Source organism: Phycicoccus sp. CSK15P-2, assembly GCF_016888005.1.
Lineage (GTDB): Bacteria > Actinomycetota > Actinomycetes > Actinomycetales > Dermatophilaceae > Phycicoccus.
The window spans coordinates 13,070-32,873 of sequence record NZ_JAFDVE010000013.1 but is presented as its reverse complement, the minus strand read 5'-3'; the positions used below and the strand labels follow the sequence as shown (position 1 = coordinate 32,873).

The following is a 19,804-nucleotide window of genomic DNA, read 5'->3' as shown; positions in this document are numbered from 1 at the left end:
CCGCGGGCGACGGCGGGAGACGGTCAGGCCGGTCGTCCGGCGGGGACGGGGACCGTCAGTACGCGCCGCGGCCGCCGACCACGGCGGAGACCGTCCGCCAGAGGATGCCGAGGTCCTGCACGATCGACCAGTTGTCGACGTAGTACAGGTCGAGTCGGACCGAGTCCTCCCACGAGAGGTCGGCGCGGCCCGAGACCTGCCACAGGCCCGTCATGCCGGGGCGCACCGCCAACCGGGTGCGGACGTCCTCGCTGTACCGCTCCACCTCCTGGGGCAGCGGCGGTCGGGGACCGACCAGGCTCATCTCGCCGCGGAGGACGTTGAGGAACTGGGGGGTCTCGTCGATCGAGAGGCGGCGGATGAGCCTGCCGGGCCCGGTGATCCGGGTGTCGTGCTCCGCCTTGAAGAGGACGTGGTCCTCGCCGTGCTTGTTCTCCGTCGCGACCGCGTCGACCATCCGGTCCGCGTCGACGACCATCGAGCGGAACTTGAGGCACTCGAAGACGTCGCCGTGCCGGCCGACGCGGGACTGGCGGAAGAACACCGGGCCCCGGTCGTGCCAGAAGACGGCCAGCGCCGTGAGGAGCAGCACGGGGCTCGCGACGACGAGCCCGAACGTGGCTCCCACGATGTCGAAGGCCCGCTTGGACGCCCGGCTCGCGCGGTGCGCGCGCGGGCCCTCGAGCTCCATGAGGTGCAGGCCGGCGGCCGGACGGACCCGGACCCGGTCGGTGGCGACGTCGGTGAGGCTCGGCACGAGCATGATCTGCACGTCGCTGCCGTCGAGCTCCCAGGCGGCGCGCCGCATCTCCTGTGCCGAGTCCGCGCCGCCCCCACCGAACAGCACGATGTCGCAGTCGGTGTCGCGCACCACGGCGGTGATCCGGGCGGTCGACCCGAGCACGGGGAAGTCGCCGGTCAGGGCCGTGCCCACGTAGGCCGGAGGGACGAGCGCACCGACGACCTCGTAGCCGAGCCACCGCTCACGGCGTAGGACCGCGGCGATCTCCTCGACCTGCGCGACCGACCCGGCGAGCAGCACCCGGTGGCCCAGGTGGCCCCGCCGCCGCATCGCGTGGACGGTCCGGCGCAGGAGGTGTCGGCCGACCAGCAGGGCCGGGATGCCGAGGATGATGAGGAGGAAGAAGAAGCCGCGCGAGAACTGGAACTTGGCGAGGAAGCTGACGACGCCCGTCGCGCCCGCGGCGACCAGGGTGGCGCGCAGCACCTGCTTGTACTCCTGCGGTCCGGCGCCGAGGACGTGCGAGGCGTAGCCCCCGTGCAGGGCGATCGAGACGACCCAGCCGAGGACGATCGGGACGAACACGATGGCCAGCAGGTTGTCGACGTCGCCGGTCTCGGCGAAGAAGGGCAGGCGCATCCGGCCGAGGGCGGCGCCGAGGGTGACCAGGACGATGACGACGGCGTCCACCACCACGGCGCCGACGACCGGGACCCGGCGGTTCCACCGCGCCGTGCGGTCGGCCAGCCGAGGGGCGAGCAGCTCATGGACGGTCATCGGGGTCCCGGTGCGAAGGTAATGACTTCGTAAAGTAGAGGTATTGGCTCTGCAAATCATCGGTGTCGCGCCGGTGGCTCGCTGACGCACCGTGGGGTCTCCGTCCGTTCGGCCGACCCGAACGGTCCGGTCGGACCGCGGTGCGCGGTCACCAGGGCCGAGGACCTACTCGCGTCCTTCCAGGAGCGCGTCGACCTCGGCGTACAGCCGCTCGTGGAAGCGTCGCTCGTCGAACTCCGCGGCGTGGGCCCGGACGGCGTCGGCCTCGAACGGGTGCTCCAGCGCGGCGGTGATGCCCTCGCGCAGGTCGCGCGGCTCCTTGCCCGCCGCGAAGAGACCGGTCACCCCGACCCGGACCGTGTCGAGGTAGCCCCCGGCACCGAGGGTCAGGCTCGGCACCCCGAAGGCGGCCGCCTCGAGCGGTGTGAGCCCGTAGTCCTCGTGGCTCGGCGCGACGAGCAGCCGGCTGTGTGCGTAGACCCAGCGCACCTGGTCGTCGGAGAGGCCGGAGACGAGGCGGACGTTGTCCGGGCGGCGGGCGAGGAGGGCGTCCCGCCCGGGGCCGGCGCCGACGACGACGAGCCGGTGCGACGTGCCGCGGACGGCCTCCACGACGTTCCCGACGTTCTTGTAGGGCAGCAGCCGGGACACGACGAGCAGGTAGCCGTCGTCGGCCCAGTCGACGAGCTCGGGCACCTCCGCGCGGGGCGCCTCCGGGTCCATCCCGTGCGGTGCGGGGACGACGGTGGCGTCGATGTCGTAGGTCTCGGCGATCCGGTCCCGCACGATGCGGGACACGGCCAGGTAGCGGTCGCAGCGGTGGGCCGCGCGGGAGTCCCACCGTCGCAGGGCGGGCCGCAGCGCGAGCAGCCCCATGCCCCGCCACGAGCGGGTCGCCGGACCGCCGAGGTAGGTCTCGGTCTGGTACAGCCAGCGGGCGGGGGAGTAGCAGTACACGAGGGACTTGCCGGTGTGCTGGAAACCGTGCGCCCACCCGCTCGACGACACGAGGACGACGTCGGCGTCGACCCGCAGCGAGCCGGCGGCGGCACCGAGGACCGGCAGGGCGGCCCGGTGGTCCCTCCGGAACGGTGGCAGACGGTCGATGACCGAGGTGACGACGTCGTGGTCCCGGAACTCGGGGTACGTCGTCCGGGGGTCGTAGAGCGTCGTGTAGATCCGGGCCTCGGGGTAGGCGCGGGCCATCGACAGCACGACCCGCTCGGCCCCGCCCCGCTGGGTCAGGTAGTCGTGTGCGATGGCGACCCGGGGCCGGGTGCTCACGGCGCCGGCTCCTCGGCGTCGACGAGCCGCCCGACGAGCTCGTCGAAGGAGACCGTGGGGGCCCAGCCCAGCCGGGTCCGGGCCCGGCTCGCGTCGCCGACGAGCAGGCTCGGGTCGGCCGGGCGCAGGAGCGCGTCGTCGACGTCGACGTGCGGCTGCCAGTCCGTGATGCCGACGTGGCGGAAGGCGGCCTCGACGAGGTCGCGGACGGTGTGCGCCTCGCCGGTGGCGACGACGTAGTCGTCGGCGGTGTCGTGCCGCAGCGCACGGACCATCGCGTCGACGTAGTCGGGTGCCCAGCCCCAGTCGCGTCGGGCGTCGAGGTTGCCCAGGGCCAGCCGGTCGGTTCGGCCGGCCGCGATGGCGGCCACGGTGCGGGTGACCTTCCGGGTGACGAACTGCGGCGGGCGCCGTGGGGACTCGTGGTTGTACAGGATGACCGAGCAGGCGAAGAGCCCGCGTTGGCGGGCGATGTGGACGCCGTGGTGGGCCAGGGCCTTCGCGGCGCCGTACGGGCTCACCGGGCGGATGGGCGTGGTCTCGTCCTGCGGGCTCGAGGCCGGTTCGCCGAAGATCTCGGCGCTCGCGGCCTGGAGGACCCGCACCCGGCGTCCGGTGGCCTCCTGGGCCTGCAGGGCGGCTTCGAGGAGGACCAGGGCCCCGGTGCCGCTCGTCGCCACCGTCCCCAGCGGGTCCTCCCACGACTGGGCGACGGACGTGATGCCGCCCAGGTTGTACACCTCGTCCGGAGCGACCGTCGTCACGAGGTCGCGGACGTCGCCGGCCGGGGCCCCGAGGTCGAGCTCGTGGAGGACGAGGCCTTCGGGGAACGGGCCGACCAGGTCCTCACGGCGGACGACGCCGTGGACGGCGTGGCCCTCCGCCAGGAGCCGCTCCACGAGGTAGCTGCCGTCCTGGCCGGCCGCTCCGGTGACGAGGGCGACGCTCACCGGGCCGCGCGCAGCAGCGCGAGGTCGTGGTCGACCATCATCCGCACGAGGCGGTCGAAGGACACGGTCGGTGCCCAGCCGAGGGTCTCGCGCGCCTTCGCCGCGTCGCCGATCAGGAGGTCGACCTCGGCGGGCCGCATGAACTGCGGGTCCTGGCGCACGATGCCGGACCAGTCGTCGATGCCCACGTGCGCGAACGCGACGTCGAGGAGGTCGCGGATCGAGTGGGTCTCGCCCGTGGCGAGGACGTAGTCGTCGCCACGGGGCTGCTGCAGCATCCGCCACATCCCCTCGACGTAGTCGCCGGCGAACCCCCAGTCGCGCTGGGCGTCGAGGTTGCCCATCACGAGCTCGTCCTGCAGGCCCTCGGCGATGCGGGCCACGGACATCGACACCTTGCGGGTCACGAACTCCGGTCCCCGGCGGGGGGACTCGTGGTTGAAGAGGATGCCCGAGCTCGCGTGCATGCCGTAGGACTCGCGGTAGTTGATCGTCATGTAGTGGCCGTAGACCTTGGCCACGCCGTAGGGCGAGCGCGGCCACAGCAGCGTGGTCTCCCGCTGGGGGACCTCCTGGACCTTGCCGAACATCTCCGAGCTCGACGCCTGGTAGAAGCGGACCCGCGAGGGGTCGTCGCCGCAGTGCAACCGGACGGCCTCGAGCATGTTGAGGACGCCGTTGCCGGTGACGTCCGTCGTGACGCGGGCGTTGTCCCACGAGTACGCGACGAAGGACACCGCCCCGAGGTTGTAGACCTCGTCGGGGTGGCTCGCGCCGAGCGCCCGGATGAGGCTCGAGAGGTCGGTGAGGTCGCCGGTGTGCAGGTGGACGTCCGGCACGGCTCGCCGGACGACGGCGCGTCGCGGGTTGTTCTGACCACGGACGATGCCGTGCACCTCGTAGCCCTTGGAGAGCAGCAGCTCGGACAGGTAGAGGCCGTCCTGGCCGGTGATGCCGGTGATGAGTGCGCGGGGCATGGGGTGACGGCGACCTTCTGTGCAGGGCGGGACGGGTGGGGTCATCCTCGCAGACGCGAGGTGGTCAGGCAGGCCGTTGCGAGGCGTCGCGGACCACGGCGGCGACCCGGTCCCGGGCCGTGTGCGGCGAGTACTCCTCGCGCCAGCGGTGCCGTTGCGCGGCCACGACGGCGGAGCGCGTCGAGGCGGACTGCGCGAGACAGGCCTCGAGGCGGTCGGCCAGGGCGCCCGCGTCGCCGGCGGTGGCCACGAACGGGTGCTGGGGTCCGACGACCTCGGGGAGCGCCCCGGCGTCCGAGACGACGACCGGGACGCCCGCGGCCATCGCCTCGAGCGCCGCGAGCCCGAAGGACTCCGGGGCGACGGACGGGACGACGAGGGCGTCGACGTCCCCGAGCAGGCGGCCCGGGGAGACCCAGCCGACGCGCTCGACGCCGTCCCCGAGACGCTCCAGGCCAGCGGCGACCTCCCGCTCGCCGTCGACGTCGGTGAACCTCGGGGCGCCGGCGAGGACGAGGACCGGACGGTCGGCCTCGGGTATCCGGTGCAGGGCCTCGGCGAGCACGACGAGGCCCTTGGCGACGGTGTGCCGGCCGAGGAACCCCAGACGCGGACGGTCGGACGGGGGGCCCGGTTCGGAGCTCGCCTCGGGACCCCGCCCCTGCGGCTCGGGCGTCCAGTTGGGCAGCACGACCGTGCGCGGCACGCGCGCGGAGAGCCATCGGGACGGGACGAGGGTCCGGGTGGCCCCGCTGCGCGCGGCGAGCAGCGCCGCCCGGTGCGCCCGGGTCGGCAGCTGGTGCAGGTGGACGATCCGCCGTGGCCGGCCCGACGTCGCGAGGGCGGGGACGAGGCCGTGGCACCAGAGGAGGTCGTCGCGCCTCGCGTGCCAGGCCCGGAGCTCGTGGGCGTAGCGCCGGCGCTCGGGGGCGAGCCGCTCGACGGCGAACCCCGCGGCCGCGGCGCGGTCGAGGACGCCGTCGGCTGCGTCCGGGCCGACGACGGTGACGTCCTCGCCGAGGTCACGCAGCAGCGAGGCGGTGGCGAGGAGCATGACCTCACCGCCGCCGACCTCGGCGTTGTTCGCGGCGAGGACGACCCGCGTCATCCTCGCTCCCCGAGCACGCCGGCGTAGACCTGCGCGATGCGGGCGGCCGTGTCCACGCGCGTCGGCCACGTCTCCGGGAGGGTCGGACGCAGCGCGGGGTCGAGCCCCTGCCGGGCGACCGCCTGCGCGACGGCGCCGGGGTCGTCGTGCGGGGCGAGGGCGGCCGACGGGAGGACCTCCGGGTTGCCGCCCACCGCCGTCGCGACGACCCCCACCCCGTGGACGAGCGCGTCGAGCAGCGAGTACGAGCAGTTCTCCCACACCGAGAGCTGCACGAGGACGTCGGCCGTCGCGAGGAGCGGCGCGGGCTCGACGTGGCCGACGAAGGTCGTCACGTCGTCGAGGCCGAGCGTGCCCGCCCGCCTCCGCAGGGCGTCCTCCTCCGGACCCGTCCCCGCGACCGTGAGGCGGACGTCCGGGTGGCTCCCGCGGAGGACCGAGACCGCGTCGAGCAGTGCGTCGAGACGCTTCTCGGGGGCGAGCCGGGCGATGGAGCAGACGTGCAGCCCGGGGGACCGCGGCGTCGGCTCGTCCGGGCGGTCGACCCCGTTCGGGACCACGGCGACCGGGAGGCCGGCCGCCGGGTGCCACTTGCGCCGGATGCTGCGCTCGGTCGCGTGCGAGACGGCGATGACGGCGTCCGCCCGCCGCAGCCGGGCCGCGTGCAGCAGGGCCTTGGCCCGGGAGCGCCAGGCGGCTCCGTGGTAGACGAGGTCGTCGTCGGCGATGCCGTGCTCGGTGGTCACGAGAGCGGCGCCGGTGCCGACCGTCGCCGCCGCGGCGACGACGTCCGCCCAGGACAGGTGCGAGTGCACGACGGCCGGGCCCAGTGCGCGGACGGCGTGCCGCACCGCCGCGACGGACTCGCGGACCCCGTGCTCCGGCCCGACCGGGGCGGTCGTGACGGCGGTACCGAGCGCGCGCAGCCGGTCCGCGAGCGGGCCGGTTGGGCACACGACGACGACGCGGTACCCGGGGACGCCCACGGCGGCGACGTCGAGGACGTGGCGGGCGACCCCGCCGAGCTCGGCGACCGGGACGACCCACAGGGCGGTCGGCGCCGCCGTCAGAACCACTGCTCGAGCCGCTCCAGGGCCACCCAGAAGCCCTCGCCGTGGTTGACGTGCCCCTGCCAGATCTCGGGGATGAACGAGACGCCCGGTGCGTGCGCGTCGAGCTGCTCGGCGAGCACCGCCCAGTCGACCTCGCCGTCGCCCACCTGGACGCCCTCGCCGTCGACCCCGACGGCGTCGACGAGGTGGAGGTGCTCGGTGTGCGGCGCGAGGAGGTCGACGGCCCGGGAGAACGGGACGCCGAGGAAGGTCGCCGCCAGCTTCGAGTGCGAGACGTCGAGGCAGAGGCGCCGTCCGTAGCGCTGCGCGAACTCGGCGGTGTCGTCCGGGCGCACGAAGAGGTTGCAGTACAGCTGGCCGCCCATGTACCAGGGGAACGGGGGCAGCGTCTGGCAGGCGAGCCGCACACCGGAGTCGTCGACGCGGTCCAGACCGGCGGCCACCCGCGCGTACATGTCGGGGATCTCGTCGAGCGGCACGTGCCGGTCGGTGGTGAAACCGCCGACGCTGCTGATGACGACCGGGTCGTCCTCCTGGGTGAAGAGGTCGCGCATCGAGCGGGTGATGTCGATGACCCGCTGGAGCTCCTCGACCGACCGCTCCCAGTGCGCGTCGTCCTCGCTCGCGAGGTTGAGGATGAAGTCGCCCGCGAAGAGGTCCGGGGCGTGACAGGCGTAGCCCATGGGCAGCGGCTCGCGCAGGGCCTCGTGCGGGTCGATCTCGAGGTCCTTGTACGAGAAGTGGAACTCGAGGAAGTCCGGTGTGCAGTCGGCGGTCAGCGGCTCGACGTCGTGGTACCGGACCGGCAGCCCCCAGGGCCGGCGGAAGGCGTAGGCGCGGCCCTTGGGCACCGCGTCCGCGAGGTCGGAGGCGTAGAAGAACTCGCCCGCGGCCATCGAGCGGTTGGCGGTGCGGCCGACGAGCCGGTCGAGCGCGTTGGGCTGGAGCCCGCGGCCGGGGCTCTTGACGTCCACGGCCTCCCGGGCGATGACCTCGCCCGCCTCGATGTCGCGCGCGGCGACGAGGCTCTTGGCGAGGTTGACGCGGTTCATCATCTCGCCGGTCGACACCTGGCGGGGCTCGGTGGAGCCCAAGGCCTCCTCGAGCTCGCGGATCCGGGCGACCATCTCGCGCATCTCGTGGGGGAGCAGCGAGACCTTGTGGTCGTTGCCCTCCATCGTCTTGTCGACGGTGAAGTGCTTCTCGACGATCGTCGCGCCGAGCGCCACGGCGGCGATCGGCACGTGGTAGCCGCGCTCGTGGCCGGAGTAGCCGACCGGGCAGTCACCGAGCTCGGCGAGCCGGGTCAGGTAGCTGAGGTTGACGTCCTTGAAGGGCGCCGGGTACGTCGACTGGCAGTGCAGCAGCGCGTAGGGGGTCCCGGTGGAGCGCAGCAGGGCGACGCTCTCGCGGATCTCGGCCTCCGTGGACATCCCCGTCGAGACGACGAGCGGGGTGCCGGACGCCGCCGCGTGGGTGAGGAGCGTGTGGTTCGTCAGGTCCGCCGAGGCGATCTTCAGGGCCGGGACGCCGTACTCGACGAGGGCGTCGACGCTCGGTGCGTCCCACGGGGTGCACATGACGTCGATGCCGCGGTCGCGGGCGTGGTCGAAGACCTCGAAGAGGCGCTCGGCCGGCAGGTTGAACCGGGAGAGGAGGTCGAGGGTGTACTGCGGCCCGAGGTCCTCCCCGGCGCTGCCCGTGCCGCCCCGGTAGAGCGCGGCCATGTCCCGGAGCTGGAACTTCACCGCGTCGGCTCCGGCCTCGGCGGAGAGGTCGACGAGGTGCTTGGCGAGCTCCACGGAGCCGTTGTGGTTGATCCCGATCTCGCTGATGACGAACGTCGGGCGTTCCTTGCCGACCTCGTGGCGGCCCACCCGGAAGGCGTCACTGCGGTTGACCGCGACGGCGACCAGGTGGCCGCGCTCGTCGAGGAGCGGGACGTGGTCGACGGCGCCGGCGAACAGCGGGCGGATCTCCGCGGGCGCGGCCGCCGCGGAGGCGCGCACGGCCTCGGTGTTGGCCGCCTCGGAACAGGGGCGCCCGAGGTCGATGTCGGCGCGGCCGGCGAGCCAGCGCCGCACGTCGCCGTCGGTGAGCGAGCCGATGAGGTGGCCGTGCTCGGTGACGCAGAAGACGATCCGCGCCTTGTTCGCCGTGATCTTCTCGAGGGCCCGGAGGACGGAGTCCTCGCCGTAGACGACGAAGGGCGCGATGGCGCGCTCGATGATCATGCGGGGTCCTCGAGGGGGGTCAGGGCCAGGAGCTGCTGCTCGGCCACCGCGAGGTCGTGCTCGGTGTCGACGTCGACACCCTCGACCTCGTCCATGACGAAGAGGCCGACCCGGCCGCCGATCCGGTTGTCGAGCTCGTCGTACACCCAGGTGCGGGTGAGGTAGAGCGAGCCGGTCTCGCGGTAGCGGAGGGTCTGCGGCGTGAGGTCCTGGCGCCGTGGGCGGGCGGTGACGTCGTAGGCGGCCGTGGGCCCGCTGCCGTCGTCGGCCCAGAGGAACGGGGCCTGGGGGACGACACCGACGAGGCTGTCGGCCCCGGTGGCGTCGAGCTGGGCGATCGCCCGCGAGACCGTGCCGGGGAGCCGTACCGGGGAGGTGGCCTGCAGCAGCATGACGGCGTCGGGGGCGGCGTCGGCCGCCCGTGCCGCCTCGACGGCGTGCCGGACCACCGGCTCGGTCGGGGTGTCGTCCCGCGCGAGCTCGGCGGGGCGGAGGAACGGGACGAGGGCTCCGGCCTGGCGCGCGGCCGCGGCGATGTCGTCGTCGTCGGTCGAGACGACGACGTCCATGGCGGGACGTGCCGCGAGCGCCTGCTCGACGGTCCAGGCGATGAGCGGTCGGCCCGCGACGGGACGGAGGTTCTTGCGTGGAACGCCCTTGGACCCACCACGGGCCGGGACGACGCAGAGGATCCTCACCCGGCCATCATCCCCCGGACCGCGGCCGCGACCGCCATCGACGGGGCCCGGGCGGGACGTTCGGGGGAGGATGTCGGCCGTCCGCCCCATCGGCTCAGGCCGTAGCGCTCCCAGAACTCGGTGACCCATCCCGGCGGGTCGACGAGGTGCACCCATGCGGGTAGGCCGGCCGCGGCGGCCTCGAGGACGCCGGTGGAGAACACGCTCACCACCGGCGAGCCGAGCTCGCGCAGGGGGGTGCCGGACCGTTCGACCGTGATGCCCGCGCGCTCCCACCGGGCGTGGGTGGCGCGGGAGCGCCGGTCCTTCTCGGACGGGTGCGGGCGGTACGTCGCGCCGGTGTCACGGCAGAACTGCTCGGCGGTGGCCGCGAGCACCTGGCGGGGGAGCTCCGCGCCGTGCAGCTGGCCGAGGAACACCGGAGGGGCGTCGGGGTCGGCGGGGGTCGCACCGGCCTCCGCGGCGTCCCAGAGCAGCTGCGACCCGACGACCGTGGCCGTGACGTCCGTGCGTCCGCTGCGCCAGTACTCGGCGTCCGCCGCTGACCACGCGAGCAGATGGGTGCCCTCGGGCAGGGGTGGGGCGTGCGGGGTGAGCAGTCCGTGCTGCACCGTGACGAAGCGGGCGCCCGCCCGGCGTGCGGCGGCGTGCGCGAGGGCGCCGACGGGCAGGAAGTGCCCGAGCGCGAGGACGACCGTCCGTGGCCCCACCACCTCGTCGAGCAGGGCGGCCGCGGCGCCGCGGCGGCCGTCCCACCCGGCCGGGGCCGAGTCGCCGAGCGGACCGGGGGAGATGACGGCGACGTCCGGGGCGTCCAGCGACACCGCAGGGCGCAGCAGCGCCCCGAGGGCGGTGGGCGTCGTCGCGTCCAGGGCCACGACCACCCGCGGCGCGGGGCCGCCGGCGGTGAGCACGGCGTCGTCCGTGCGACCTCGTCGCGCCGCGAGGGCGGCGCGCACCCTGCGGCTCCACGGCTGCTGGGCGTCCTGCCAGCGGCGCCACGCCCCGAGGTCGGTGGGGTGGTTCAGGCCCACAGCGCCTCCAGCTCGGCCACCCGGTGGGCCATCGTGTGCTCGGCGAGGGTCCGGCGCCGGCCGGCGGCGCCGACGGACCGCGCCCACGACGGGTCGGCGAGAGCACGACGGGTGACGTCGGCGACCTCGTCGGCTCCCTCGGCGACGACGACCTCGGTGCCCGGGTCGTAGTACGCGGCGACGTCGGGTCGGTCCACCACCTGGAGACCTCCCGTACCCGGGATCTCGAACGTGCGCATCGTGAAGCCGTCCTGGTCGTGGTGCACGTTGAGGTTCGCCGCTGCCCCTGCCATCAGCCCGTACGCGGCGGCACGGTCGACGTCGCGGGCAGCAGGGAGGGCGGGTCGGTGCAGGTCCCAGGTCCGGAGCCGGTCGAGGGGGTGCCCGGACCAGTCCCGGCCGACGGCGAGGACCGGGACGCCGCGCGCGTGCACCTCGACCAGGAGGCGCTCGCGGTTCGGGTACCGGGCGCCGACGAAGACGAGCGCGGCGACCTGCCGGGTGGTCCACGGGACGTGGTCGTCGAAGCCGTTCGCGACGTGGGTGGCCTCCAGGCCCTCCGCCAGCAGCGCCGCGGTGTCGAGCGCGGAGTACGACGTGAGGACGTCGACCGACGGCAGGACGTCGGGGTCGACCCGCGTCCGGCGCAGCTCGTCGTAGAGCCAGAGATGCGTGAGCGCGCCCGAGGTCCGGGCGGCCTCCCAGAAGCCTCGGGTCAGCGCGTCGGCCTTGATGGCCAGCACGACCTCCGGCCGGACCTCGCACAGCACCCGCAGGGCCTCGTCCGTCGTGCGGGTCTGCACGGCGGGCCACGACGAGCCGGCCCCGAGCCGCTGCGGGAGCTCCTCGAGCACCTTGCCGCGCAGCTTGGCGCCGAGCGTCGGCCAGACGTCGTACAGGTGGGTCGTGACGTCGTGGCCACGGGTCCCGAGCGCGGACGCCACCGATCCCGTGTAGCCGTGGAAGCGCGGCCCGACGAGCAGGACACGGCGCGGGGTCATCGCGGGTCCGGGCCGCGCAGCCGCGCGAGCCGGAGCTCCTCGCGGGCCGTCGCGACCGGGTCGACGGGCCGGCCCGCCAGCCGGCGCGCGGTGTTCGCGACGGCGTTGACGGCCGTGGCCGCGGTGAGCGCGGTGGTCAGCCGGAGCCGGGCCCCGGGGCCGCCCCAGCGCTCGGCGTAGCGGGCCCGCGAGGCGACGAGCCACTCCCGGCGGCGGGTGGGGTCGGAGGACCCGCCGCCGGTGTGGGTCATCGTCACGGTGCCCACGAAGACGGACGGCACCCCGACGTCGCGCAGCCGGCGCTGGAGGTCGACCTCCTCGGAGTTCATCACGTAGCCCTCGTCGAACCCGCCCACCTCACGGAAGACCTCCGTGGGGAGCAGCATCGCGGCGCCGACGACCCAGTCGACGGGCAGCACGGCGCCGGGGACCGCACGGGTGTCGTGGCCGACGGCCTCGTGGAGCAGCCGGTGCTCGCGGAACCGGGCCAGCGGCGTCAGCCACTCGACGGCCTGGTGGGTGACCGTCGGGAAGTGCCGGGCGGTGGGGGCGGGCAGACCGTCCGCGTCGAGCACGAGCGGGCCGACGAGCGCGGGCATCCACGGGGCGGCCGCCGCGACGAGGTCGGCGACGAACGTCGGACCGAGCGCGACGTCGCTGTTGAGGACGAGGAGCAGCGGGTGGGCCGCCCGCTCGACGCCGGAGCCGACCGCGGCACCGAACCCGCCGTTGGTCATCCTCCGGACGACCTCCACGCCGTCGACGTCGGGGAACGGCACGGGGGAGAGGTCGTCGACCACGACGAGCTGCAGCGTCGGGGCGCCCTCCTGGGCGCGCAGTGCCGCGATGGTCCCGAGGGCGGGGGCGGGGTCGCCGTAGTGTGGGACGACGACGGTGACCCCTCGGGTCATCGGGTCCTCGCTCACTCCAGGAAGGCTATCGGGACAGTCGTGGACATGCTGCTGATGGCGCGGACGACGGCGGGGACCGTCGGCCGGGGCGCGCGGCGTGCGCTGTCCCGGACACACCGGCACGCCGCCCGCGCGGCCCGCCGCGGCATCGAGCTGCCCGAGTTGCCCCGGCGGCGGCGTGTCCCGGGCGAGGTCTGGGCCGTCGCGATGGTCCGCGACGAGCTCGACGTCCTGCCTGCGGTGCTCGACCACCTCGAGCGGCAGGGGGTCGACCGGGTGCTCGTCTCCGACAACGGCTCGACCGACGGCACGCTCGAGGAGCTCCGGGCGCGGGCCGCCGACGGCCGGCTGCTCCTCGCCCTCGACCGCGAGCCCGCCTACCACCAGGCCGCGAAGATGTCGTTGCTCGCGCACGCCGCCGGACGCGCGGGGGCCGACTGGGTCGTGCCCTTCGACGCCGACGAGCTCTGGTTCGCCGACTCGGGGCTGCTCGCCGACCGCCTCCGTTCGCTCGACGCGGACGTCGCCGGGGCGCGCATGACGAACGTCTTCCCACGGCGCGGGGGCGGGTGGGTGGCCGACCGCGAGCCGCACTGGCACGGAAAGGTGGCGTTCCGGGCGCACCGTCTGGCGCAGCTGCACCAGGGCAACCACGGCGTCGACCGTCCGGGGGCGCGGAGCGCGGCCCCTCCGTTGCGGGTCGCCCATCTGCCGTGGCGCTCGCCCGAGCAGGTGGCCCGGAAGGTCCGGCAGGGTGCCGACGCCTACTCGGGGGTCCGCCCGGTGGGGACCCTGGGTGGCCACTGGCGCTCTCTCGCCCGCGCCTCCGACGACGAGCTCGTCGCCGAGTGGGAGGCGCTGCTCGACGGGCACGGGTCCGAGGGGATGCACTGGTACCCCAGGGGCGACCTGGTCGACGCCGACCCGACCACCTGGACGACGTGGGACCCCGACGGCGTGCTCGAGCGGGTCGAGGCGCCGGGGGAGGCACCGTGACCGGGTCCAAGGACCACCTGCTCGCCGCCTGGCGACGACACCTCGAGCCGAGGGTCGGACCGGCGCTCGTCGCGCTCGACGCGAGGACCGGCTCCCGGATGCACCGCTGCGCCGACGGCCCCGTCCCGTGGGTCCTGTACTGCGTGTACCGCCGCCGGAACGCCGACACCGTCCGCCGGCTCGTCGAGCACCGCCCGCCGGGCTCCCGCGTCGTGCTGCACGCGCTCGACGAGTCGGCACCGGAGCTCGCCGCCTGGACGGCCTCGCACGGCCCGGGCCGGCGGATGCCCCTGCTGCAGTCCCTCGTCGACCGTGACCCTCCGCTCGACGGTGAGTGGGTGGTGGTCGCGGACGACGACGCGGTCTTCGTGGGCGGGCAGGTGGGGGCCTTCGTCCGTCTGGCGGCGGCCGGCGCGCTCGACATCGCCCAGCCGGCGCACGTGCACGACAGCATCCACTCGTTCCGGGTGACCCGAGCCGTCCCGCTCAGCACGGTGCGGGAGACCCGCTTCGTCGAGGTCGGTCCCGTCGTGGCGTTCTCGCCCGGCGTGCGCCACCGGGTGCTGCCCTTCCCCTCGGACGCGCGGATGGGGTGGGGTCTGGACGTCGCGTGGACCCTCGTGCGGCGCGACGGGTTCCGGCTCGGCGTCGTGGACGCGACCCCCGTCCGGCACCACGGGGCCGTCGCTGCCGAGTACGACGACGCCGACGAGTACACCTTCCAGGAGAGGTACCTGGCCGAGGCCGGGGTCGAGTCGTCGCACGAGCTCGCCACGAACACCGGCAGGACCTGGAGGCCGTGGCAGCGCCAACCACGCTGGGTGGGTGAGCGGCGGTGATCGGCGACGTCCGGGAGGCCGTGAGCCTCCTCAGGCCTTCGATCAAGCGGCGGCTCGTCGTCTCGGTCCTCGGCAGCGTGGCCATGGCGCTGCTCGACATCGCGGCGGTGGCCGCACTCGTGCCGTTCATGCAGGTCCTCACCGGCGCCCCCCGGGACAGCGGTGCCCTCGGGTACGTCACCGACGTCGTCGGTCGGGATGCGTCGGACGAACGTCTGCTCGCGGTGCTGGGCGTCGGCATCGTGCTCGCCTTCGCCGTCAAGAGTGCGCTGACGCTCACGGTGCGGTGGTGGCAGCTGGGCTTCCTCGCCTCCGAGGCTGCCCGCTCCTCCACGATGCTGCTCCGGGGGTACCTCAGGGCGCCGTACGAGATGCACCTCGAGCGTCCCACGTCCGAGCTCCTCCGCCGTCTGGGGGACGGTGTCTCCCAGACGTACTCCAACGTCGTCGGGGGGTCCCTGGCGATCGTGGCCGAGGTCCTCACGATCCTCGGCATGGCCGTGGTGCTGCTCGTCACCGCGCCCGTCCCGTCGGTGATCGCCATCGTCTACGTCGGTCTCGTCTCGTTCGTCCTGACCCGGCTCACCGGACGGCGCGCGCTGCGTGCGGGCGAACGGCGGCTCGAGTCGGGCCTCGTGGGGTTCCGCGCCGCGCTGCACTCCCTCGGCGGGGTCAAGGAGATCGCGGTACGCCACAACAGCGAGGTCTTCGTCCGCCGCTACTCGCGCTCGCAGCACGAGGTGGTGGGCGCGAGCCGCCACATCGCCTTCCTCTCCGAGGCGCCGAAGTACGCCCTCGAGCTCGCGTTCGTCGTGGGCATCGCGCTCCTCGCCGGTGCGACCTTCGTCGCCGGCGGCTCCGCGGACGTCGCGACGAGCCTCACGCTCTTCGTCGGTGCCGGCTTCCGGGTGCTCCCCAGCGTCGTCCGCCTGATCTCCGCGGTCACCCTGGTGCGGTCGGGGCTGTTCGGGTACCGCCTCGTCCGCGACGACCTGCCCCGGTACGCCACGGACGAGGCCGAGGAGGCCGGTGCCGACGCGAGGGCGGCGTTCGGGGGGGACATCGTCCTGGAGTCGGTGGGGTTCACCTACCCCGGTGCCGAGCGACCGGTGCTGCGCGACGTGTCCGCGACGATCCCCCGGGGGACGTCGGTGGGCATCGTCGGCCCGAGCGGCTCCGGCAAGACGACCCTCGTCAACCTCCTGCTGGGGCTGCTGACGCCGACGTCGGGCCGGATCCTGGTCGGGGGGCGACCGCTGGGCGAGGAGCTGCGGGCATGGCAGCTCGGGATCGGGCTCGTGCCCCAGCTCGTCTACGCCTTCGACGGCAGCCTGCGCGCCAACATCGTCTTCGACGAGGGCCGTGGCGACGACGACCGGCTGCTGGACGCGGTGCACCGCGCGGAGCTGGACGACCTCATCGCCGAGCGGGGTCTCGACGTCGAGGTCGGGGAGCGGGGGGTCGGGCTCTCCGGGGGCCAGCAGCAGCGGATCGGCATCGCCCGAGCCCTCTACCACCGGCCGAGCGTGCTCGTCCTGGACGAGGCGACGTCCGCCCTGGACAACGTCACGGAGCACGCGGTCACGTCGGCGCTGGCGCGGGCCGAGGGGGAGGTGACGTCCGTCGTCGTGGCCCATCGGCTCTCCACGGTCCGGCGGTGCGACCAGATCCTCTTCCTCGAGGGCGGGCGGGTGGCCGCGAGCGGCACGTTCGACGAGGTCGTGGCAGCCAGCGAGACCTTCGCGCGGATGGTCGAGCTCGGCTCGCTGGACGGCCCGGGCCGGTGACCGCGACCGTGCGGCTGCGCCGTACCCTCGCAGGGCTGCGGCTCGACGCCGGCTACGTCCGGTCCCGTCGACGGCTGGACCACCGCCTCCGGGGATGCCCGGGAGACGTGGCCGCGGTCGCGCACGTCTGGTACGCCGACGAGTGGCTGCAGATGCGGGACCGCGTGCTCGGGGCGGTCGAGGGCGGCCCGGTCGTCCTCACCGTCCCGGACGGTGCGCCGCTCACCGACGCCCAGCGGCGCGCCCTCGAGCACGACGGGCTCGTCGTCGAGGTGCCCAACCGCGGGCGCGACGTCGTCCCCTTCCTGCACGTGGCCCCCAGCCTGCGTCGCGCGGGGGTGCGCGCGGTGCTCAAGGTGCACACCAAGCGGTCGGAGCACAGCACGATCGGGGCGTCCTGGCTGGCCACGACCCTCGAGGAGCTCCTCGGCCCGCGCCGGGCCGAGGCGGTCGAGGTCGTCCGCGGGGGCCGGGCCGACGTCGTCGGGCCCCGCTCGCACTACTACCCGCTGACGGTGGCGCTCGAGGGGAACCGTCCGCTCGTCGAGCGGTACGTACGCAGGGCCGTCGGCCCGGAGGCCGGGCGGGTGCTGGCCCGCCCGGCGGAGCACGGGTTCTTCGCCGGGACGATGATGTGGCTGTCCGTGGACGAGGCCCTCGCCGTCCCCCGTCCGCGGGGCCAGGAGCTCCGACGGGAGCAGGGGCTCATCGACGGGACGCCTGCCCACGCCCTGGAACGGGTGCTGGGCCTGCGGGCCCAGCTGGCCGGGCGGGCATGGTCGATGACGGTGTCCTCGCTCGGGCCGCAGCCCGCGCGCTCCACGACCGAGCCCGAATGGTTCCGGCCCGAGCGCCGACCGGGCCTAGGGTGACCGCATGTCCCACGACGACTTCGTGTACGAGGACGACGACCGGGCCGAGGTGGAGCCGTTCCTGCCCGCCGGTGTCACCCGGGTGCTCGACGCCGGCTGCGGTGCGGGTGGGTTCGGCCGCACGCTGAGACGCCGGTACGGGGACGCCGTGCACGTGGTGGGGCTCGAGCCGCACCCAGAGGGGGTGGCCCTGGCGCGCGCGAGCGGGTCCTACTCGGAGGTCGTCCAGGGGCTCTTCCCGGACGACGTCCCCGAGGGCGGCTTCGACCTCGTCGTCTTCAACGACGTGCTCGAGCACATGGTCGACCCCTGGACGGCGCTGGCGGCGGCACGTGACCTCGTGGGCCCGGACGGGCACGTCGTGGCGTCCATCCCGAACGTCCAGTACCTCCCGGTGCTGTGGGACCTCGCCCGACACGCACGCTTCGACTACGTCGACACCGGCGTCCTGGACCGCACCCATCTGCGCTTCTTCACGTGGAAGACCGCGACGGACATGTTCATCCGCGCCGGGTTCGACGTCTCCCGCGTCGCCGGCGTCAAGAGCTGCTTCACCTGGGACCCGTGGCGGCGGCGACGGTGGCTCTCCCGGGTCGTCGGCACGTCGAGGTGGATGCAGGTCGTCATCGTCGGCTCCCCGGGCCGTGGGGGCTCGGAAGGCGCCGTCTTCGAGCTCTAGGCCGGGCCGCTCCCGGGCACCTGTCCCTCCGGGTCCCAGGTCCGCCAGGCGAGGGGTGCGACCCGCACCATCGGCCCGGCCGCCGCGAAGTCGAGCCGGGGCTCGGGGCGGCCGGCGGCCAGGTTCCGCCAGGCGTCGGCGACCTGGTCGTCGTCGAGCCGGGCCCCCTTCTCCCAGTGCGTCCCGGCCCACCGGCCGGTGCCGGCCATGATGGCGTCGAAGCCCTGCCGGACCTTGCGGGCGAGCTGCTCCGGCGACCGGTAGATGGCGTGCGCGATGAACAGCCCGTCCGCCACACCGCCGACCCGGGCGGCGGTGTGGTTGCCGGGTCCGATCTCGAGCAGGGGATGGGAGCGCGCGACGACCTTCCCCGGGTCGCTCGGGGTGCTGTCGAGCACGAACTCGGAGCCGGCGGTCAGGGGCACTCCGGGCTCGGTGAGGACCATGTGGTGGAACCGGGCACGGACGACGCCGACGTCCTGGGTCGCGAGGAACGCGCCGACCGTGCGCCCCTGCGCGAAGTGGAGCTCGTCGGCGTCGACGGGCACGACCCAGCGCGCGCCGTGCCGCCAGGCGAGGTGGGCCAGGTAGGTGACCTTCTCGGCCTGGTGGTGCGCCGGGTGCCGGTCGTGGGCGACGAGGACCCGGGGGTCGCCGGCCGCGAGGTCCTGCAGCAGCTCGAGGGTGCCGTCACGTGACCCGTTGTCCGCGAGGAGCACGTGCTCGACGTCCTGGCCGAGCAGGTGACGCACCGTCACCTCGATGACGTCGGCCTCGTCGCGCACCACGCCGACGGCCCACGTCGGCCCGGCCGTGCGCCGTGACGGAAGGCGGGGGAGGTCCATCCGGCGGACGACCTCGGCCTGGACCCGGATCCGGCTCGGTGGGTAGCGGCGTGCGGTCCACGACACCTGCCCGAGGGACTCCCTGAACCGTCGGACGGCCGTCATCCGGAGTCCGTGTCCGGCGGGCCGGGGTCGACCTCGACGACGTCCCAGGAGGGGTCGAGGTGCCAGGCGCGCCCCGCGTTCTGCACCCTGCTGAAGAACGACGGTGCGACGATCCGGGCAGCACCGCCGGAGTGGACCGTCGCGGTGTACCCGGCCCAGTACGAGAAGGTCGAGTTCGTCAGGACCGCCCGCCGTGCGGTGGCCACCGCACGGAAGTCGGCGAGCGGGTCCCGCTCGGTGACGAAGCGCAGCGGCGCCCGGCGGCCGAGCCGCTCCAGGTGCTCGGTGCACCACTGCGGGTCGTCGGACACGACGAGGAAGCCGTCGACGGGGTCCTGGAGCCGGTCGACGGCCTCGAGCACGTACGACACCTGGTCGAAGCCGAACTCGGCCCGGAAGGCGGGGTTGCTGTAGTAGTCACCGCGACGGACGTTCACGGCGACGAGGCCCGGCTCGGTGGCCGGGCCGGAGCGCACCGCGTCCAGGAGGCGGTCCTCGACGAAGCGGGCCAGCTGGTCGGCGGTGAAGCTCTCGCCGTGGATGCCGTGCCCGAAGAGCTCGGTGTGCCGGCCGTCGGTGAAGCGCACGGCGCTCCGGTCGACCGTCAGCTCGCGCAGGGTCGGGAACGCGGTGAGCCAGCGGTCCATCCCCGGCTGGCGCAGGACCATCCGGTCCTCCCCGTCCCGGCGGCCGATGTCGGCCCACAGCCACAGGTAGGCCCAGTTGCCGAAGCCCATCCAGTCCGGGGCCCAGAGCACGGTCCGGCCTCCCCGGCGCACCAGGGACAGCGCGCGCGACTTCGCGCCGTACAGGGCTGACCGGAGCACGACCTCATCGTGTCACGGCACCGGCCCCGACCGTGGACGTGACGGAGACGACCCCGCGTGGCCGA

18 protein-coding genes are annotated in these 19,804 nt (G+C 74.4%); 5 read left to right on the top strand and 13 right to left on the bottom strand.

Going from position 1 to position 19,804, the window contains the following annotated elements; translation table 11 throughout:
• Positions 1–55: 55 nt before the first annotated feature.
• The 11 genes from JQN72_RS08705 to JQN72_RS08655 form a co-directional block, all read right to left on the bottom strand.
• A complete protein-coding gene (locus JQN72_RS08705) occupies positions 56–1,519 on the bottom strand; it encodes a sugar transferase (RefSeq protein ID WP_204134787.1) in 1,464 nt (487 codons plus the stop codon).
• A 165-nt stretch (positions 1,520–1,684) separates the two neighbouring features.
• Entirely contained in the window at positions 1,685–2,803 is a 1,119-nt protein-coding gene (locus JQN72_RS08700; protein ID WP_204134786.1) for a glycosyltransferase, read from the bottom strand.
• A complete protein-coding gene (locus tag JQN72_RS08695) occupies positions 2,800–3,753 on the bottom strand; it encodes a GDP-mannose 4,6-dehydratase (RefSeq protein WP_204134785.1) in 954 nt (317 codons plus the stop codon). The genes JQN72_RS08700 and JQN72_RS08695 overlap by 4 nt, the downstream gene beginning before the upstream one ends.
• Positions 3,750–4,730 carry a GDP-mannose 4,6-dehydratase gene (locus JQN72_RS08690; protein ID WP_204134784.1) on the bottom strand — a complete coding sequence of 327 codons (981 nt, stop codon included), beginning with the start codon at positions 4,728–4,730 and terminating at the stop codon, positions 3,750–3,752. Before JQN72_RS08690 ends, JQN72_RS08695 begins: the two co-directional genes overlap by 4 nt.
• A gap of 64 nt (positions 4,731–4,794) precedes the next feature.
• Complete coding sequence (locus tag JQN72_RS08685; protein WP_204134783.1) at positions 4,795–5,838, bottom strand: glycosyltransferase family 4 protein; 1,044 nt, start codon at positions 5,836–5,838, stop codon at positions 4,795–4,797.
• The gene (locus JQN72_RS08680; protein ID WP_204134782.1) at positions 5,835–6,914 is read right to left on the bottom strand and encodes a glycosyltransferase family 4 protein; all 1,080 of its coding nucleotides are present in this window, start codon (positions 6,912–6,914) and stop codon (positions 5,835–5,837) included. The genes JQN72_RS08685 and JQN72_RS08680 overlap by 4 nt, the downstream gene beginning before the upstream one ends.
• A complete protein-coding gene (locus JQN72_RS08675) occupies positions 6,905–9,145 on the bottom strand; it encodes an N-acetylneuraminate synthase family protein (protein WP_204134781.1) in 2,241 nt (746 codons plus the stop codon). The genes JQN72_RS08680 and JQN72_RS08675 overlap by 10 nt, the downstream gene beginning before the upstream one ends.
• Positions 9,142–9,843 carry a cytidylyltransferase domain-containing protein gene (locus tag JQN72_RS08670; RefSeq protein WP_204134780.1) on the bottom strand — a complete coding sequence of 234 codons (702 nt, stop codon included), beginning with the start codon at positions 9,841–9,843 and terminating at the stop codon, positions 9,142–9,144. Before JQN72_RS08670 ends, JQN72_RS08675 begins: the two co-directional genes overlap by 4 nt.
• Positions 9,840–10,877: an RNA-binding protein gene (locus JQN72_RS08665; protein WP_204134779.1), complete on the bottom strand. Its 1,038-nt coding sequence runs from the start codon at positions 10,875–10,877 to the stop codon at positions 9,840–9,842. The genes JQN72_RS08670 and JQN72_RS08665 overlap by 4 nt, the downstream gene beginning before the upstream one ends.
• Positions 10,868–11,878, bottom strand: coding sequence for a glycosyltransferase (locus JQN72_RS08660; protein ID WP_204134778.1), 1,011 nt, complete (start codon positions 11,876–11,878; stop codon positions 10,868–10,870). Before JQN72_RS08660 ends, JQN72_RS08665 begins: the two co-directional genes overlap by 10 nt.
• Complete coding sequence (locus tag JQN72_RS08655; RefSeq protein WP_307812541.1) at positions 11,875–12,804, bottom strand: glycosyltransferase family 2 protein; 930 nt, start codon at positions 12,802–12,804, stop codon at positions 11,875–11,877. The genes JQN72_RS08660 and JQN72_RS08655 overlap by 4 nt, the downstream gene beginning before the upstream one ends.
• A 30-nt stretch (positions 12,805–12,834) precedes the next feature.
• Between JQN72_RS08655 and JQN72_RS08650 the strand changes: the two genes are divergently transcribed.
• The 5 genes from JQN72_RS08650 to JQN72_RS08630 are packed head-to-tail and all read left to right on the top strand — an operon-like array spanning position 12,835 to position 17,962.
• Positions 12,835–13,785: a glycosyltransferase family 2 protein gene (locus JQN72_RS08650; RefSeq protein ID WP_239100387.1), complete on the top strand. Its 951-nt coding sequence runs from the start codon at positions 12,835–12,837 to the stop codon at positions 13,783–13,785.
• Positions 13,782–14,624, top strand: coding sequence for a hypothetical protein (locus tag JQN72_RS08645; protein WP_204134776.1), 843 nt, complete (start codon positions 13,782–13,784; stop codon positions 14,622–14,624). Before JQN72_RS08650 ends, JQN72_RS08645 begins: the two co-directional genes overlap by 4 nt.
• Positions 14,621–16,411, top strand: coding sequence for an ABC transporter ATP-binding protein (locus tag JQN72_RS08640; protein WP_204134775.1), 1,791 nt, complete (start codon positions 14,621–14,623; stop codon positions 16,409–16,411). The genes JQN72_RS08645 and JQN72_RS08640 overlap by 4 nt, the downstream gene beginning before the upstream one ends.
• A complete protein-coding gene (locus JQN72_RS08635; RefSeq protein WP_204134774.1) occupies positions 16,408–17,283 on the top strand; it encodes a rhamnan synthesis F family protein in 876 nt (291 codons plus the stop codon). The genes JQN72_RS08640 and JQN72_RS08635 overlap by 4 nt, the downstream gene beginning before the upstream one ends.
• Before the next feature lie 4 nt (positions 17,284–17,287).
• On the top strand, positions 17,288–17,962 hold the full coding sequence (locus JQN72_RS08630; RefSeq protein ID WP_204134773.1) for a bifunctional 2-polyprenyl-6-hydroxyphenol methylase/3-demethylubiquinol 3-O-methyltransferase UbiG: 675 nt from the start codon (positions 17,288–17,290) through the stop codon (positions 17,960–17,962).
• Here JQN72_RS08630 and JQN72_RS08625 read toward each other — a convergent pair.
• Positions 17,959–18,912, bottom strand: a complete 954-nt coding sequence (locus JQN72_RS08625; protein WP_204134772.1) for a glycosyltransferase family 2 protein — start codon at positions 18,910–18,912, stop codon at positions 17,959–17,961. The genes JQN72_RS08630 and JQN72_RS08625 overlap by 4 nt on opposite strands.
• Positions 18,909–19,739, bottom strand: a complete 831-nt coding sequence (locus tag JQN72_RS08620; RefSeq protein WP_204134771.1) for an alpha-1,2-fucosyltransferase — start codon at positions 19,737–19,739, stop codon at positions 18,909–18,911. The genes JQN72_RS08625 and JQN72_RS08620 overlap by 4 nt, the downstream gene beginning before the upstream one ends.
• Positions 19,740–19,804 lie beyond the last annotated feature (65 nt).

Bases quoted from the DNA above. Each gene is read 5' to 3' on its own strand.
- JQN72_RS08705 (WP_204134787.1), bottom strand. From the start codon at position 1,519: ATGACCGTCCATGAGCTGCTCGCCCCTCGGCTGGCCGACCGCACGGCG.
- JQN72_RS08690 (WP_204134784.1), bottom strand. From the start codon at position 4,730: ATGCCCCGCGCACTCATCACCGGCATCACCGGCCAGGACGGCCTCTAC.
- JQN72_RS08685 (WP_204134783.1), bottom strand. From the start codon at position 5,838: ATGACGCGGGTCGTCCTCGCCGCGAACAACGCCGAGGTCGGCGGCGGT.
- JQN72_RS08660 (WP_204134778.1), bottom strand. From the start codon at position 11,878: ATGACCCCGCGCCGTGTCCTGCTCGTCGGGCCGCGCTTCCACGGCTAC.
- JQN72_RS08650 (WP_239100387.1), top strand. From the start codon at position 12,835: ATGCTGCTGATGGCGCGGACGACGGCGGGGACCGTCGGCCGGGGCGCG.
- JQN72_RS08625 (WP_204134772.1), bottom strand. From the start codon at position 18,912: ATGACGGCCGTCCGACGGTTCAGGGAGTCCCTCGGGCAGGTGTCGTGG.
- JQN72_RS08675 (WP_204134781.1), bottom strand. From the start codon at position 9,145: ATGATCATCGAGCGCGCCATCGCGCCCTTCGTCGTCTACGGCGAGGAC.
- JQN72_RS08630 (WP_204134773.1), top strand. From the start codon at position 17,288: ATGTCCCACGACGACTTCGTGTACGAGGACGACGACCGGGCCGAGGTG.